Genomic DNA, 15,609 nt, shown 5'->3' on the forward strand with positions numbered 1-15,609 from the left:
GTCGACGCGGTTCGTGGGCTCGTGCGCCGCGGGATCAGTTCTCCGCGCGGCCCTTGCGCCAGTAGCCCATGAACGCCACGGACTTGCGGTCCACCTGGCACTCGTTGACGAGGTAGCGGCGCAGCGTCTTGATGACGCCCGCCTCGCCCGCGAGCCACGCGTACAGCACGGTGTCCTGCGCCAGGGGGCGGCCCGCCTCGTCGACCGGCACCTCCCAGAGGATGCCCGTGTCGATGTCGACGTCGTCGGCCTCGCCCGAGAGGTCGACGCCCGCGGCGGTCAGCGCCGGCGAGGTGTCCGACGACGGCCGCACACCCATCGCGAGCAGCCGGTCGGCGGCGGCCTGCACGGCCGGGACCAGCACGTCGCCGTGCTCGCGCCCGTCGCGGGCCAGCCAGTGCACGCGCACGCCCTCGGGCGCGCCGAGCTGCCAGCCGTCCTCCGGGTGGGGCACCTCCAGGAAGACCTCGCCCACGGCGTCCGCGGGCAAGGACTCGCAGATGGCCGCGATGGCGGGCACCGCGGTCTCGTCACCGGCCAGCAGCAGCGCATGGCCCGACGCCGGCGGGGCGAACTCGACGCCGCCGTGCACGCCGTCGTACTCGGCGTTGGGACCCATGATGACCAGGGGGTCGCCGGCGGCCGCCGTCAGGGCCCAGCGCGACGCGGGGCCGGTGTCGCCGTGCATCACGACGTCGACGTCGACCTCGCGCATGTTCTGCCGCACGGTGCGGACCGTGTAGGTGCGCATCGGGTTGCGGTGCTCGTCGGGGAGCATGCGCCAGGCGGCGTACCAGTCGGGGTCGTCGCGGCGCAGGGCGTCCCAGCCGCCCTGGGGCGACGGGAGCAGCAGCTTGATGCGCTGGTCACGGCCGTTGTCCGCGAACTTGTCCAGGTCCGGACCCGTGAAGGTGAACCGGACGAAGGACGGGCACAGGCGCGTCACGCGCGCGACCTGGACATCGAACATTCGCGAGGGCTTGACGGCGAGCCCCTCGGTCTTGATGGTCACGACGGTGAGCCTAACCTAACTTTGCCGGGCCTGTTCCACTCCCTCCGGACCGTGGGACGGGACCTGCGTCACAGCGTGGGCGCACCTCGGGCGAGGAACGGAAACCCCGGGAAAAGCGGCTCCACACGGAGCGAAAAGATCACCCCTTGCCGCATGGAATTAACCCTGTACAAACAGTGCATCTCATCCCATAGACCCGCTAATTTGGCGATGATCCGAACCGCTTCGACGTCTTCGCGACGTCCTCGCGATGTCCTCGCGGCGCTCTTGAGCGGCGGCGGGTCGCACCCCCCTTGCACACTCTGCACTCGCTGGAGAACGACATCATGATCGACCACTTCGCGCTGGGCTGGGTCACCCCCGTCCTCTCGTTCCTGCTCTCGTGCGCCGGCTGCGCCGTCGGCCTGACCTGCACGGCCCGCGCCCGCGTGGCCCATGGCTTCGCGAGCGTCGCCTGGCTCGGCCTCGGCGCGATCTCGATCGGCGGCACGGGCATCTGGGTGATGCACTTCGTCGCCATGCTCGGGTTCTACGTCCGGGGCACCGAGACCCGCTTCGACGTCCCGTTGACGCTGGTGAGCGGCCTGCTCGCCATCGTCGTCGTGGGCCTCGGCCTGTTCATCGTCCGCACCGCGGGCGTCGGGCCGGTCGCCCTGGTCGCGGGCGGCCTGATCACCGGCCTGGGCATCGCCGCCATGCACTACCTCGGGATGCGCGCCCTCCACGTGGGCGTGGAGATCACCTACGACATCCCGACCGTCATCGCGTCGGTGGTCATCGGGATCGTCGCCGCGACGGCGGGCCTCTGGCTCTCGGCGAAGGTGCGCAACTTCGCCGCCGGCGCGGGCGCGACGGCCATCATGGGCCTCGCCGTCTCCGGCATGCACTACACGGGCATGGCGGCCATGCGGGCCGAGGAGACCAACGCGATCATGCCGATCGAGAGCGGCATCGGTGTGGGAGCGCTCCTAGGGCCGCTCATCATCGGCGTCACGATCAGCACGATCATGATGCTGCTGGTGGTCGGGCTGGCGCCCAGCCCCCAGGAGATGGAGGCGCAGGAGAAGTTCAAGGGCTGGCAGGGCCGCCAGGACGAGATCCATCGCGAGACCTCCGCTCCCCGCCGGTCCCAGCTGCTCTGAGCCGGCGCGGCGTCGTGCGGCGCCCGGCCGCGGGCGCCGTCAGACGCGGGCGCCGTCAGACGCGGGCGCCGTCAGACGCGGGCGCCGTCAGACGCGGGTGGCCCAGAAGGCCACCGCCGACGCCGCGGCGACGTTGAGGGAGTCGACGTCGCCCGCCATCGGGATGCGCACCACCAGGTCGGCGGCCTCGACCGCGCCCTTGGTCAGGCCGTCGCCCTCGGTGCCGAGCACGAGCGCGAGCTTGTCCGGCGGGTCCGCGACCAGCTCGTCGAGCGTGATCGAGTCGTCGGTCAGGGCGAGCGCCGCGACCGTGAAACCGTCCGCGCGCAGGTCGTGCAGACCCTCGGGCCAGGCCTCGACCCGGGTCCACGGCACCTGGAACACCGTGCCCATCGACACCCGCACCGAGCGCCGGTAGAGCGGGTCCGAGCAGCGCGGCGAGACGAGCACCGCGTCCACGCCGAGCGCGGCGGCGCTGCGGAAGGCGGCGCCGACGTTGGTGTGGTCCACGACGTCCTCCAGCACCGCCACCCGCCGCGCGCCCGCCCCGCCCCGCGCCCCCGCGAGCAGCTCGTGCACGCTCGGCAGCGGCGGCCGGTGCATCGCGGCCAGGGCGCCGCGGTGCAGGTGGAAGCCCGTGATCTCCTTGAGCAGCGGCTCCTCGGCGACGTAGACGGGGGCACCTGACTGGGCGATCACCTCGCTCATCGAGTCGAGCCACTTGGGCGCCATGAGGAACGAGCGCGGCCGGTGACCCGCCGCGAGCGCCCGCCGGATCACCGTGGAGCTCTCCGCGATGTACAGGCCCTTGGCCGGCTCGTGCTTGGAGCGCAGGACCACGTCCGTGAGGCTGTTGTAGTCGGCCAGGCGCTCGTCGGCGGGGTCGTCGATGCGGACGACGTCGAGGGTGGTCACCGATCCATTCTCCCTGACGGTCCGGTCAGATCCGCCCGCGGACGGGGGTGCGCTCGACCGGGTCGCCGTCGTCGGGCATCACCATCTCGGCGCGGACGCCGAGCAGGCGCACCTCGCGGCCCGGTTCCATGCCCTCCGCCAGGGCGAGGACGGCGGCGGTCAGGTCCCCGAGCGACCGCGTCGGGGCCGACAGCTTCTTCGAGCGGTCCTGCGTGAAGAAGGGCGCGTAGCGCACCTTGAGGCCCACCCGGAAGACCGGCCGCCCTTCCGCCTCGGTGTCGGCGTGCACCTGCGTGACCAGGTCCCGCAGCGCGGCCTCCACCTGCTCGGGCGTGGTGAGGTTGCGCTGGTAGGTGGTCTCGCGGCTGTGCCCGCGCGCCACCCAGGGCGTGTCGTCGACGACGGCGGAGCCTTGCCCGCGGCCCAGGTCGCCGTACCAGGCGCCCATGCGCGGCCCGAACTCGGCGACCAGCACGTCGCCGTCGGCCGCGGCGAGGTCGGCGACGGTCGCGATGCCGTGGGCCGCGAGGCGCTTGGATACCTTGGGCCCGACGCCCCACAGGTCGATGGTGGGCCGCTGACCCATCACGTCGAACCAGTTGTGCCCGGTGAGGCGGAAGACGCCCGCGGGCTTGCCGAACCCGGTGGCGATCTTCGCGCGGATCTTGTTGTCGCCGATGCCGACCGAGCAGTGCAGGCCGGTGGCGTCGAGGACCGCCGCCTGCGCCCGGCGGGCGACCGCCTCCGGGTCGTCGGTGTCGCAGCCGAGGAACGCCTCGTCCCAGCCGAGCACCTCAACCACCGTGCCGAGCCCGCGCAGGGTGTCCATGACGTGCCCCGAGGCCTCGAGGTAGGCCTCGCGGTCGACGGGCAGGATGATCGCGTCCGGCGCCCTGCGGGCCGCGACCCGCAGCGGCATGCCCGACCCGACGCCGAGCTCCCGCGCCTCGTACGACGCGGTGGAGACCACTGTCCGTTCCGCCGGGTCGCCGCGCCCGCCCACGATGACCTGTCGCCCGGCGAGCTCGGGGCGCCGCAGGATCTCGACCGCGACCAGGAACTGGTCGAGGTCGACGTGCAGCACCCAGGGGAAGGCACGCGGGCCCATGTCACGAGTCTCCCGGAGGGGGCCCGGACTGTCCTGCCTGGAACGCGCGTTGCCGCGCGGCAGCCGGCTGGCACACCGTTATCGTCCCGTTATCTCTCACAGCGAAACTCTCCCCTCTTCCCACGGAGCCTCAAGACTCCATATTCTCCGGGGCAAGGAAAGTTCGTCTCACTCAACAGGAGAGCTGCGATGAGAACTGCCAGGAACTCCCGGTCTCCCCGCCCGCGCCGCGGCAAGGAACCCGCCCCGCACCCGGCGTTGCCGCAGTCCTACGCGGCAATGATCGAGCGCACGCCGTCGCTGGACGACGCGCAGCTGGAGTCCCTCCTCGAGCGAGCAGTCGCCGGAGCGGACGCCGCGCGCACCCTCGACGCCACCGCGGTCTCCCCCAGCCTGCGCGCACAGCTTGAGACCAGGGTCAAGGACGGGCAATACGCGAAGGAGCGTCTCGTCCTCGCCCACCTCCGCCTCGTCCCGGCCGTCGCCGGCTCCTACGCGGGCCGCCTGCCGTTCATGGACCTCGTGCAGGAGGGCAACGTCGGCCTGGTCCGCGCCGCCGACTCGTACGACCCCGCGCACGGCACGTTCGCCGCGTACGCCCACCGCTGGGTACGCCGCTCGATCGTCCGCGCCGTCGCCGCCGCCGAGCAGGCCGAGCGCACGAGCGGGCCCACCCCCGAGCAGAACCTGCTGCGCCGCCGCGTCCGGCAGGCCCTGGCCCACCTGGACGCCGTCGAGGCCCGGGTCCTGGAGATGCGCTTCGGCCTCCTGGACGGCACCACGCGCACCCTCGACGAGATCAGCCGCCGCCTCGGCGTGACCAAGGAGCGCGTGGCGCAGATCCTCGAGTCCGCGCTGGCCCGGCTCCGCGACGTCGTCAGCCCGGCTCCCCTCGCTGCGTGACCGCCGGCTGGGCACCCGACTGCCCGGCCGGCGTCAGCCGCACCCTCAGCCGACCGATCACCTCGTCCAGCGCCTCGTGGTACGCCCACGACGCCGGATACCCCGAGTGCGTCGCCACCGCGAAGAGATAGGCCGACCGGTCCATCTCCTCCGCCCCGCGGTCGACGTCGTTCTCCCCGTAGCCCATCACCGGGAAGCCCAGGAAGTCGGTGCGCCGCCACAGGTTCACCCACGCGGGCTTCGCACCGCAGGTCAGCAGCGAGAGCAGCGTGGCCTGTTCCCCCGAACCGGGCTCGGGGCCCTCCGGCGTCAACGGCGCCGCCGGAACGGCCCCGGGTCCGGAACCCGCCGCGCGCTCGTCGCGAGCGGCGGCCTCGACCTGCCCGCCCCACGGGTCCGCGGACCAGGCGGGTCCGGTGCTCGGCGGCAGGCCCGTGGTCGACGACCCCAGGAGGTCGGGGAAGAACCGGCCGAAGAACGGCCGCAGCTGCATGCCGTAGGTGAGCAGGCCGATGCGTCCGTCGGCAGTGTCGGACGAGGTGCCGGACGACGTGTCGGACGCGCCGTCGGCCACCGGGTTGCCCGCCCGGATCAGGATGACGGCGGCCGCCAGCACGCCGCCCATCGAGTGCCCGGACAGCACCACGCGCCGCCCGGGAGCCACCCGCGCGCGCTCGGCGTCGTCGGCGATGTCGGCGCCGGTGAGCCAGGCGTCCACGCGGGAGCGCACCTCGGGCACCACGCGCTCCGCGTAGCTCGGCGGGCCGAACGGGTGGGCGCTGCGCGGCAGGAAGCACAGGAGGTCCCACAGCAGCCCCCACGGACGGCCCGGGACGCCGCCCGAGGCGCCCGCCAGCGCGCTGGCCACCAGCGTCGCCGCCAGCACCCCGAGGGCCGGCACCGCCAGCGACGAGAGCCACGGGGGCACCTGGACCGCCCCGGTGCCGCCGGGCCGGGCGATCAGCGGGATGTGGGCCACCAGGGCCGCGACGTAGCACGCGGCCGCCAGGGCGCCGCCGGCGAGCTCGACCCGGTGCGACATGGCCGCGACCTGCCGGCCCCGCAGCACCCGCTCCAGCACGGGGTTGGCGCCGCCGTCGGGGCCCGGGGCGTCCGCGACCGCCCGCCAGGCGGGCACCGCGGGGCCGTACGGCGGCCCGAGCGTGCGCGGCGCGCCCGGGATCCAGAGCGCCCGCGAGCGCAGGGTGTCGATGACGTACGGCCCGGCCGCCGCCACGACCAGCAGCACCACGAAGACGAGCGCGATCACCACGGATGCCGTGCCGAACTCGGTGTAGACCGGCGGGACCCGCACGAGCTCGGGGTCGGGCACGGTGCGCGCGACGCCGACCAGGCCGCCCCCGAGGGGCTCCGGCGCGGGGTGCTCGCCGGTGCGCAGGGCCCACTGCACGCCGAGCACCAGCAGGCTGGAGTAGACGGCTGCCGCCGCGACGGAGACCAGCAGGAACACCCCCGGCCCGGCGCCGTTCCAGCCCTCGGTGGCCCGGCGCCGCAGCAGCATCGCGGCCCCCACGACCACCACGGGGCTCAGCACGGCGAGCAGCGCGACGGCCACGAGCAGGTAGCGCAGCCCCGGGCCGGGCTGGGTGACCAGCACGACGCCGACGCACGCGGTGGCGACCACCGGCACCGCCGTCCACGCCGCGACGGCCCGGGTGCTGCGCGCGGTGCGCCAGGCGAGGCCGGTCGCGGCGATGCCGCCCAGGCCGACGCCGAGCAGCGCCGGCACCAGGTCCAGGCCGATCAGCGCGGGCATCCGCTCCGGCTGCGGCCCGGCGACGCAGGCGGCGCACGCCAGCAGCCAGACCAGCAGCCCGGCGGCGAACACGGCGAGGCCGGCCCGGGCCTTCCAGCGCGGGGTGACCGCCTGGACGCCGTCGTCGTCGGTGCGCAGGGCGACGAACGCGCACGCCCCCAGGATCACGACCAGGGCCACCAGCGGGAGGCCGGGGGCCGGCAGGCCGGCGTCGGCGTAGCGCGTCCAGGTGAGGTACTGCCCCGTCAGGGCGAGCGCCGCGCCCAGGTGCGCCCACAGCAGGCCCGAGCCCGAGCGCTGCGACCAGAAGCCCGCGCGGTGCAGCGGCGGGCCCGACGGCGGCACGGTGCGCCCGGCGCGCATCACCGAGAACTTCGACTCGAACCGGACCTGGCCGCCGTGCGCCACGGCCACCAGGATCGCGACCAGCAGCACCGGGACCAGCGACAGGAGCGCCAGGCGGTCGCCGACGTCGAGCCGGGCCAGGCCGTGGAGCGCCTCGGGGATGCGGGCGCAGACGGGGACCACCGCGTCGGGGCCGCGGCCGGCCAGCCCGATGCAGCGCGTGCCGACAACCGACAGCGCGACCGTCGCGACGGCCGAGACGAACAGCAGCGTCAGCCCGAGCGAGAACACGCGGGTCAGCGCGGCCGTCGGGTCCGGGCGCAGGCTGCCCGGGCGCGTGTCGCGCGCCGTGGGCCGGTGCGCCGCCGGGAGCGGGGCCGGGATGCGGCGGGCCCAGTACGCGGCGTTGACCAGGCCGAACGGGACCATCGCCGCCCAGAGCAGGCGCACCGCGAGCGTCCCCACGACGCCCAGGAGGCCGCCGAACGGCAGTCCGCCGAGGCGGGCCATCGCGCCCCACGAGTAGGCCTCGCGGCGCACGTCCGGCCGGATCGCGTGCACGTCGCCCGGCGGGAGCGCCCGGTCCCGCGCCTCGGCGGCCGGCGCGGGGACCCAGAAGCTGCCCAGGCCGTCGCCGTCGGACTGGGTCACCTCGTCCCGGGGCAGCCCGAGCGCGCCGTACGGCAGCGCGTTCGCGACGCCGTGGATCCGCAGCTCGAGGATGCTGGGCGGGGTGCCGGGCTGGGTACCGGGGACGGTTCCGGGCGCGCTGTCCATAGCGCCCCAACGTAGGGGTGCCCGACGCCGCCGGGCGTGCCGCCACGCGCGGCCCGGCCGGATCCTGCGGGAATCACGCAGGATCCGGCCGGGTGGGCTGACCTGGGGCGTCGCCGGGCTGGGTACCGCCGCCTCAGGGGGCGAACGTCACCGCGACCACCGCCGCGGCCAGCAGCAGGTCGTAGACCACGCACGCCTCGGCGTACCAGCGCCACACGACCGCGCCGGCCCGGTGGTGGAACGCGTCCCAGACCGCGTGGCCCACCAGGCCCGCCGCGACCACGTACGCCCCGGTGTCCTGCCCCGCGAAGGCCGTGGCCAGCAGCGCGACCACCGCGAAGACCGCGAGCCCGGCCGCCTGCAGCAGCACCATCGACCGGCCCCGGATGCTGCGCCGCACCAGACCCACCACGGGGTACACGAGCGCGACCCCCAGGATCAGCCACGGCGGGAGGCCGCCCACCCCGCCCGCGATCGTCAGGGCGAGCAGCGCCAGCCCGAGCAGCACGGGCCACCGGCCCCTCAGCCACGCCAGGTCGAACCCGTGGACGTGCTGCGTGTACTCGGCCGGGCGCAGCAGCATGGCGCCCGCCATGGCCGGCACCATCAGCACGTGGCCCCAGAGCATGAGGTCGCCCGCCGTGGCGGCCCCGGCCCAGAACAGCGCGAGCAGCACCGCGAACGGCGCCGCCATCGCGGCGTTCATCTCCCAGATCGCGGCCCAGCCGTGCCGCCGCACCCGCATCCACACCGTCATGGCCGCGACCATGTCCAGGACCATCACCACGGCCCCGACGTCCGGCCGGGCCAGCGCCGCCTCGACGCCGAGGGCGGCGCCCGCCAAGTCCCACGCCGGGGCCAGCGCCAGCATGCCGAGCATCATCACCACGACCATCTCGGCCAGGTGCGCCAGGAACCGGCCGACCACCCGGGCCCGGGACACCGGCTCGGTGTCGCGTGCCGGGTGGGCGTCGGCGGCTCCGTGGGCCGCCGCGTGGGCCGCCGTGGGCGACGCGGTGTCGCCCGTGCCGTCTCCCCGGACCGGCACCGTCATCGAGGCCGCCGCCGTGCCGGCCGTTCCCGCCGTGACCCGGCCTGTCGTCTCCGTCATCTCGCCGTCTCCTCGCTCCGGGCGGCGTTCCTCGCCGCGCTGTTCTCCACGCTGTCGCGCGGCGCGGGGCGCCAGTAGTGCCGGACCGCACCCGGGCGCGGGCACTTGTCACGAGCCCGTATGACAGATGTCATCCAGGTGCCGCGGCACACCCCGGAGCCGCGTCCTCGCTGGCAGGATGGCGTCATGAGCACCGGCCCGGCCGTCGCGGACGACGGCGGCAGCGGACTCGCGAGCTTCCGCAGCAACGTCTGGTGGGGGCTGGCGGGCACCGTGGCGTGCGTGCTGGGCTTCGCCGTCGGCGACTGGGTGCTGGACCCCGACGTCCCCGCCGGGCTGCGCGCCCTGACCGGCCTGTCCACGGCGACCACGATCGTCGCCTGCGGCGTGCTGCTGGGGCAGCGGATGCGGGACCGGGCGCCGTCGGCCGGCTGGCTGGTCACCGCCATCGGCGCCGCGGTGGTCGCCGCGGCGGTGCCGCTCGCCGTCGGCAACTTCGGGATCTGGTCCATCGCGCCGGCCGCCACGATCGCGGTGCTCGTCATGTTCCTGCCGCCGCGCCGGGCGTGGCAGGCGCTGGGCCTCGCGCTGGTCGTCCTGCCCGCGATCGGCCTGGTCACGGCGCTGGCCACCGGCGAGCCCAACGTGGCGCACGCCGTGTGGATGCCCGCCCTCATGGTCGTGGCGTTCGGCCCGGCCATGCTCGGCATGCTCCACGGCTGGCAGGTGGCCACGCGGCTCGACGACGCCCGGCGGCTCGCCGGACAGCTCGCCGTGGCGGACGAGCGCCTGCGGTTCGCCGCCGACCTGCACGACATCCAGGGGCACCACCTCCAGGTGATCGCCCTGAAGAGCGAGCTCGCCGCGCGGCTCGCGGAGGCCGACCCGGCGCGCGCAGCCGAGCAGATGCGCGAGGTGCAGCAGCTCGCCGGGGACGCCCTGCGCGAGACCCGCGCCCTGGTGCAGGGCTACCGGCGCACCACGCTCGACGCCGAGATCGCCAACGCGTCCAGGGTCCTGGCCGCGGCGGGCGTCCAGGTGCACGCCGACGTCGACGCGGGCCTCGCCGCCGCCCTTCCCCAGGCGCCGCGCAGCCTGCTGGGCCTGGTGGTCCGCGAGGCCACCACCAACGTGCTGCGGCACAGCAGCGCCACGCGCGCGGCAATCGTGCTGGTCCCGGACGACGCGGGAGCGCGCCTCGTGATCGACAACGACGGCGCGCGGCCGGCGGCGTCGGGCAACGGCTCGGCGGGAGCCGGTTCCGCCGGCGCGGTCGGTACGACGGGCGACGGGACTGGGCTGGCCTCCCTCGCGGAGCGGCTCGACGCCGTCGGCGGCCGCCTGTCCTGGGTCAGCGACGAGGACCGGTTCGTGGTCACGGCGACGGTGACCGGATGATCCGCCTGCTGCTGGCCGACGACGAGGAGCTGCTGCGCGGGGCGCTGTGCGCCCTGCTCGACCTCGAGGAGGACCTGCACGTCGTGGCCGAGGCGGCCACCACCACCCAGGCGGTCCGGCTCGCGGGGCAGCACCGGCCCGACGTCGCGGTCCTCGACCTGGAGATGCCGCCCACCGACGGGCTGCACGCCGCCGGGCAGATCCTGGCCGGCGCCGACGGCACGCCGCCCCGCATCATCATCGTCACGCGGCACGCGCGCCCCGCCGTCCTGCGCCGGGCGCTGGCCGCCGGGGTGAGCGGTTTCGTCCCCAAGTCGACGCCCGCGGCGCGGCTCGCGCAGATCGTGCGCGACGTCGCCGTCGGGCACCGGTACGTGGACCCCGAGATCGCGGCGTCCGCGCTCACGGAGAACGAGTGCCCGCTGACGGACCGGGAGCTGGAGGTGCTGCGCGCGGCGCGAACCGGCGCGCAGGTGTCCGAGATCGCGGCAGCCGTGCACCTCGCGCCGGGAACGGTGCGCAACTACCTGTCCTCCGCGATGGCCAAGCTCGGCGTCGCGACCCGGCACGCGGCGGCCCACCGCGCGTGGGAGGAAGGCTGGATCTGACCGGCCTTCTCGGTGCGGCAGGTCGCTGCACCCTGCCGAGCGTCGACGGCCTGGCAGGTGGACACCACCATTGCGGGCGTGGCCGGGTGACCCGGATCTCGATCGGCTGCGACCCGGGTTTGCCGGCCCAGCAGGACTGTCCGGCCAGGCCGAACGTGCCGGGTCCCTGCTGAGCGAAGTCCGGCCCACCCGGCCACCCTCGCCCGGGTAACGGCGACGCCGGCGGTCCCCGGCCGGCGATTGGCCGGCCGTCACAGGGTCCGGCGGCACAGGCACCGACGTCGCGTCCCACGCACCGACGTCGCGGCGCCTAGCCCGAGTGGGCCTCGCGGGCGCCGTCGACGTAGTACCAGCGGCCGTCTTCGCGGACGAAGTTGCTGGTCTCGTGCAGGCTGCCGCGCACGCCCGTGACCGGGTTGCGGTAGAAGGCCGTGAACTCCACGAGGCCGGTGGTGTCGAACGGGCCGCCGCGCTCCGTGCGGTGGATGTCGAGGCGGCGCCACTCCTCGTCGCCGATCCCAGCGTCGTCGGGCCGGGTGTCCGGCGCCCACGTGGCCAGCAGGTAGGCACCGTCCCCTACGGCGAAGGCCGAGTAGCGCGAGCGCATCAGGGCCTCGGCCGTCGGGGCGGTCGCGGCGCCGGAGTGGTAGCGCCCGCAGCAGGCGCCGTAGGTGTCGCCGGAGAGGCAGGGGCAGCGTTCGTCGTCGTGCACCAGGCGATCCTCGCACCTACGCGAACGTCTCGTGCCCCAGCACCGCGAGCAGGCGGATCTTCTCCTCGGCCGCGCTGCCCGGCGCGGGGGTGAGCACCAGGAGGGCCTGGGACTGGTCCTCGGTGAACAGCGCCTGGCAGTCCACGTCGATGCGGCCCACCTCGGGGTGCACCAGCGTCTTGTGGTCCTCGAAGCGGCGGGAGACCTCGTGCAGCTCCCAGAGCCGCACGAACTCCGGGCTCTCCCGCAGCAGCGCGCGCAGCACCTCGTCGGCGGGCGAGCCTGGCCCGGCCGCCGCGTGGGCCGCCCGCAGGGAGGCGACCTGGCTCCGGGCCTGCCGGTCGTGGTCCTCGGGCGGGTAGACGTCCCGGGACGCGGGGTCGGTGAACCACCGGTAGACGGAGCTGCGCGCCAGACCGGTGGTGGGCGCCGGGCCGAAGACCGCCTCGGCGAGGCGGTTCTGCACGAGCGTCTCGCCCAGGCCCGAGATGATCAGCGCCGGGGCGTCCTCCAGGCGGTCGAGCACCCGGAGCAGGGCGGGCGCCACGTGGGAGTCGGCCGGCGTGCGCCGCGGCACGCCGTGCCCGGCGAGGCGGAACAGGTAGTCGCGCTCGTCGGCGGTCAGGCGCAGGGACCGGGCGAGGGCGGCGAGCATCTGCTCGGACGGCTGCGGCCCGCGCTGCTGCTCCAGCCGCGCGTAGTAGTCCACCGACATCCCGGTCAGGGCGGCGACCTCCTCCCGGCGCAGCCCCGGTGCGCGACGGCGGGGCCCGGGCACCAGTCCGACGTCGGACGGGCGCAGCGCCTCGCGGCGTCGGCGGAGGAAGTCGGCGAGGGCTGCGCGGTTCATGCCCCCATCGTGCGCCGCGCCCGCCGGGTGAACCAGGGACCGCCGGTCCCTGGTTCACCGGGTCTCTCCCGCCGTCGGCGCCGGGGCCGCACGGTGGAGCCATGAACACCTCCGGAAACACCGTCTTCATCCCCGGCGGCACGCGCGGCATCGGCCTCGCCCTCGCCACCCGCCTCCAGGCCCGGGGCAACACCGTGATCGTCGGCGGCCGCGACACGACGGCGCTGGACGCCCTCGCCGCGGAGCACGGCTTCGGCACCGTGCGCGTCGACACCAGCGACCCCGCCTCGATCGCGTCCGCGTCCGCCGAGGTGATCGAGCGGTTCCCCGCGGTGAACGTGCTGGTCCCGATGGCCGGGATCATGCGCGCCGAGGACTGGCGCACCCCGGGCTTCCTCGCGGACGCCGAGGCCGTCGTCACCACCAACGTGCTCGGCCCGATCCGGCTGATCGCCGCGTTCACCGAGCACCTGCAGAGCCGCCCCGACGCGACGATCCTCACCGTGTCGTCGGGCCTGGCCTTCACGCCGCTCGGTGTCACGCCGTCGTACAACGCGTCCAAGGCGGCGGTGCACATGCTCTCGGAGAGCATCCGCCTGCAGCTCGCGGGCACCCGCGTGTCCGTGGTGGAGCTGGTGCCGCCGTCCGTGCGGACCGAGCTGATGCCCGGCCAGGACACCAACCCGCTGGCCATGCCGCTGGACGAGTTCGTCGACGAGGCCCTCGCGCTGCTGGAGAGCCGGCCCGACGCCCACGAGATCCAGGTGGAGCGGGTCAAGTTCCTCCGCTACGGCGAGGTCCGCGGCGACTACGACCAGGTGGTCGCCACGCTCAACGGGACCGACCCCCACGCGGTGGCCGCTTCCTGACCTGGCCGGGCCGGGCCCGACAAAAAGGACCATGCAGCTGCTGCCAGGATTCAGCACGTCCTGGCAGCAGCTGCATGGTCATCTCGGCGCCCGCCCGCGCGGCGGGCACGGGTCACGTCGCCGCAGGCTCCTCCACGACCGGGGCCGCGAACTGGCTCGCGTACAGGCGCGCGTACGCGCCGTTCGCGGCGAGCAGGTCGTCGTGCGAGCCCTGCTCCACGATGTCGCCGTGCTCCATCACGAGGATCACGTCGGCGTCGCGGATCGTGGACAGGCGGTGCGCGATGACGAACGACGTCCGGTCCTTGCGCAGCCGGTTCATGGCCTCCTGCACCAGCACCTCGGTGCGGGTGTCCACGGACGACGTCGCCTCGTCGAGCACGAGGATCGCCGGGTCCGCCAGGAATGCCCGCGCGAGCGTGAGGAGCTGCTTCTCGCCCGCCGAGACCGACGAGCCCTCCTCGTCCACGACGGTGTCGTAGCCGTCCGGCAGCGTCCGCACGAACGGGTCCACGTGGGTGGCCCGGGTGGCGGCGAGGAACTCGTCCTCGTCCACCGTGACGCCGTCGGGCACGCCGTACCGGAGGTTCTCCTCGATGCTGCCCTTGAACAGCCAGGTGTCCTGGAGCACCATCCCGACCGACGAGCGCAGGTCGTCGCGCGACATGTCGCGCGTGTCCACGCCGTCCAGGGTGATGCGCCCGCCGTCCACCTCGTAGAACCGCATGAGGAGGTTGACCAGCGTCGTCTTTCCGGCGCCCGTGGGGCCGACGATGGCGATGGTCTGCCCCGGCTCCGCGACCAGGTTCAGCCCGGTGATCAGGGGCTGCTCGGGCGTGTACGAGAACGTGACGTCCTCGAACGCGACCCGGCCGCGCACCGGCTCCACCTTCTGCGACCGCTCCGGGTCCGGGGACTGCTCCGGCGCGTCCAGCAGGTCGAACACCCGCTCGGCGGAGGCCACGCCGGACTGCAGCAGGTTCATCATGGAGGCCACCTGCGTGAGCGGCTGCGTGAACTGGCGCGAGTACTGGATGAACGCCTGCACGTCACCCAGCGACAGTGTGCCCGAGGCGACGCGCAGGCCGCCGATCACCGCGACGATCACGTAGTTCAGGTTCGCGAGGAAGCCCATCGCCGGCTGGATCGTGCCCGAGATGAACTGCGCCTTGAAGCTGGACGAGTACAGCGCACGGTTCTCCTCGGCGAACGCCTCCGCCGTGGACTCCTGGTGCCCGTAGACCTTGACCAGCGCGTGCCCGGTGAACGACTCCTCGATGTGCGCGTTCAGGCGCCCCGTGGCCGCCCACTGCTCCACGAACTGCGGCTGGCTGCGCTTGGCGATCTGCGCCGTGAGGATCACGGACAGCGGCACCGTCACGAGCGCCACGAGCGCCAGGACCGGCGAGATCCAGAACATCATGCCGAGCACGCCGATCACCGTCAGGACGGCGGTGACGAGCTGCGCGAGGGTCTGTGTGGTGGTCTGCGCCACGTTGTCGATGTCGTTGGTGACGCGCGAGAGGATCTCGCCGCGCTGCTTGGCGTCCACGTACGAGAGCGGGATGCGGTGCAGCTTCGCCTCGACCTGGTCGCGCAGGTCCCGCATCGTGCGCTGCACGACGCCGGCGGTGATGCGCGACTGGAGCCAGCCGAACAGGAACGCCCCGACGTACGCCGCGACGACCCAGCCCAGGGTCTGCATGAGCAGCGTGAAGTCGATGCCCTGGCCGGGCACCACTCCCACCACGCCCTTCAGCAGGTCGGCCATCTGGTCCTGGCCGGCTGCGCGCAGGCCGGCCTCGGCCTGCTCGGTGGTCACCCCGGCGGGGAGCTGCGCGCCCACGACGCCCGCGAAGATCACGTTGGTCGCGTTGCCGAGCAGCTTGGGCCCGAGCACCGTCAGGGCCACCGAACCGATGCCCAGCACCATGAGCACCACGACGTTCAGGCGCTCGGGTCGCAGCATGCCGGCGAACCGGCGCAGCGAACCCTTGAAGTCCATCGGCTTCTGCACGGGCATACCCATGCCCATGCCCATCGGGCCGCCCCCACCGGGGCCACGCCCGGGACCGCCGGGGC

13 protein-coding genes are annotated in these 15,609 nt (G+C 74.4%); 5 read left to right on the plus strand and 8 right to left on the minus strand.

All coding sequences use genetic code 11. From position 1 onward, the window contains the following. Positions 1–34 precede the first annotated feature (34 nt). Positions 35–1,012, minus strand: a complete 978-nt coding sequence (locus ACFWEJ_RS09205) for a siderophore-interacting protein (protein WP_377228899.1) — start codon at positions 1,010–1,012, stop codon at positions 35–37. 293 nt (positions 1,013–1,305) lie between these two features. Between ACFWEJ_RS09205 and ACFWEJ_RS09210 the strand changes: the two genes are divergently transcribed. Continuing rightward, complete coding sequence (locus tag ACFWEJ_RS09210) at positions 1,306–2,154, plus strand: MHYT domain-containing protein (protein WP_377228900.1); 849 nt, start codon at positions 1,306–1,308, stop codon at positions 2,152–2,154. An 87-nt stretch (positions 2,155–2,241) separates the two neighbouring features. Here ACFWEJ_RS09210 and ACFWEJ_RS09215 read toward each other — a convergent pair whose 3' ends face one another. Together ACFWEJ_RS09215 and ACFWEJ_RS09220 are read right to left on the minus strand one after the other, a co-directional pair. Then, positions 2,242–3,069 carry a TrmH family RNA methyltransferase gene (locus tag ACFWEJ_RS09215; protein WP_377228901.1) on the minus strand — a complete coding sequence of 276 codons (828 nt, stop codon included), beginning with the start codon at positions 3,067–3,069 and terminating at the stop codon, positions 2,242–2,244. 25 nt (positions 3,070–3,094) lie between these two features. After that, the gene (locus ACFWEJ_RS09220) at positions 3,095–4,177 is read right to left on the minus strand and encodes a DNA polymerase IV (protein WP_377228902.1); all 1,083 of its coding nucleotides are present in this window, start codon (positions 4,175–4,177) and stop codon (positions 3,095–3,097) included. A 189-nt stretch (positions 4,178–4,366) separates the two neighbouring features. On the opposite strand from ACFWEJ_RS09220, the gene ACFWEJ_RS09225 reads away from it, so the two are divergent. Next, entirely contained in the window at positions 4,367–5,080 is a 714-nt protein-coding gene (locus ACFWEJ_RS09225; protein WP_377228903.1) for a sigma-70 family RNA polymerase sigma factor, read from the plus strand. On the opposite strand, the gene ACFWEJ_RS09230 is transcribed toward ACFWEJ_RS09225, so the two are convergent. Beyond that, entirely contained in the window at positions 5,055–7,979 is a 2,925-nt protein-coding gene (locus tag ACFWEJ_RS09230; protein WP_377228904.1) for a hypothetical protein, read from the minus strand. The genes ACFWEJ_RS09225 and ACFWEJ_RS09230 overlap by 26 nt on opposite strands. A 133-nt stretch (positions 7,980–8,112) precedes the next feature. Then, positions 8,113–9,090, minus strand: coding sequence for a hypothetical protein (locus ACFWEJ_RS09235; protein WP_377228905.1), 978 nt, complete (start codon positions 9,088–9,090; stop codon positions 8,113–8,115). A 186-nt stretch (positions 9,091–9,276) separates the two neighbouring features. Here ACFWEJ_RS09235 and ACFWEJ_RS09240 point away from each other — a divergent pair, with 186 nt between their 5' ends. Continuing rightward, entirely contained in the window at positions 9,277–10,488 is a 1,212-nt protein-coding gene (locus ACFWEJ_RS09240; protein WP_377228906.1) for a sensor histidine kinase, read from the plus strand. Then, positions 10,485–11,096 carry a DNA-binding response regulator gene (locus ACFWEJ_RS09245; protein ID WP_377228907.1) on the plus strand — a complete coding sequence of 204 codons (612 nt, stop codon included), beginning with the start codon at positions 10,485–10,487 and terminating at the stop codon, positions 11,094–11,096. The genes ACFWEJ_RS09240 and ACFWEJ_RS09245 overlap by 4 nt, the downstream gene beginning before the upstream one ends. A 310-nt stretch (positions 11,097–11,406) precedes the next feature. Here the strand turns inward: ACFWEJ_RS09245 and ACFWEJ_RS09250 are convergent, their stop codons facing one another. Beyond that, positions 11,407–11,808 (minus strand): YchJ family protein, encoded by a 402-nt coding sequence (locus ACFWEJ_RS09250; protein WP_377228908.1) that lies wholly within the window; start codon positions 11,806–11,808, stop codon positions 11,407–11,409. A 16-nt stretch (positions 11,809–11,824) separates the two neighbouring features. Continuing rightward, complete coding sequence (locus tag ACFWEJ_RS09255) at positions 11,825–12,658, minus strand: helix-turn-helix transcriptional regulator (RefSeq protein WP_377228909.1); 834 nt, start codon at positions 12,656–12,658, stop codon at positions 11,825–11,827. Positions 12,659–12,759: 101 nt separating this feature from the next. On the opposite strand from ACFWEJ_RS09255, the gene ACFWEJ_RS09260 reads away from it, so the two are divergent. Then, positions 12,760–13,527, plus strand: coding sequence for an SDR family oxidoreductase (locus ACFWEJ_RS09260; protein WP_377228910.1), 768 nt, complete (start codon positions 12,760–12,762; stop codon positions 13,525–13,527). A 112-nt stretch (positions 13,528–13,639) separates the two neighbouring features. On the opposite strand, the gene ACFWEJ_RS09265 is transcribed toward ACFWEJ_RS09260, so the two are convergent. Then, positions 13,640–15,550: an ABC transporter ATP-binding protein gene (locus ACFWEJ_RS09265; protein ID WP_377228921.1), complete on the minus strand. Its 1,911-nt coding sequence runs from the start codon at positions 15,548–15,550 to the stop codon at positions 13,640–13,642. Positions 15,551–15,609 lie beyond the last annotated feature (59 nt).

The organism is Promicromonospora sp. NPDC060204 (assembly GCF_042728455.1).
Taxonomy (GTDB): Bacteria; Actinomycetota; Actinomycetes; order Actinomycetales; family Cellulomonadaceae; genus Promicromonospora.